Annotated in this window: 1 protein-coding gene; it reads right to left on the bottom strand. The window is 78.3% G+C overall.

The features are described from left to right. Positions 1–401, bottom strand: a 401-nt coding sequence (locus GTP41_RS26815; protein WP_202419903.1) for a hypothetical protein, incomplete at both ends; no start/stop codon positions are given.

Genomic DNA, 401 nt, shown 5'->3' with positions numbered 1-401 from the left:
GCCGCGCCATTGCCGGCGGTGTTGCTGCCCGCCGTGCCGGCACCGCCCGCCGCACCCGCGCCGCCTGCGGCACCCGAACCACCGGCTGCGCCTGCCCCGCCGGCCCCGCCCGTACCGCCGGTGGCTGCGCCGGAACCGGAACCGTTGCCGGAGTTGTCGGCGTTGCCGCCGGTCGCTGCGCCGCTGCCGGCGCTGCTATTCTGGTCGCCCATGCCGGCCGTCGTGGTCATTTCGGGCGGCGGCATGCCATTGCTTGCCACATTGCTGGAGCTGGCCGCGCCGCTCGACGAGCCGCCGCCGGCCGCACTCTGGCTCGCCGACGAAGCGCCGCTGGCGACATTGCCCGAAGCACCGCCCAGGCCCCCCGCACCACCGGCCGCGCCCGCGCCGCCGGCCGCGCC

The organism is Pseudoduganella guangdongensis (genome assembly GCF_009857475.1).
Classification (GTDB): Bacteria; Pseudomonadota; Gammaproteobacteria; order Burkholderiales; family Burkholderiaceae_D; genus Rugamonas; species Rugamonas guangdongensis.
Note: the sequence above shows the minus strand (reverse complement) of the source record. Positions and strands in the feature narration are given on the sequence as shown.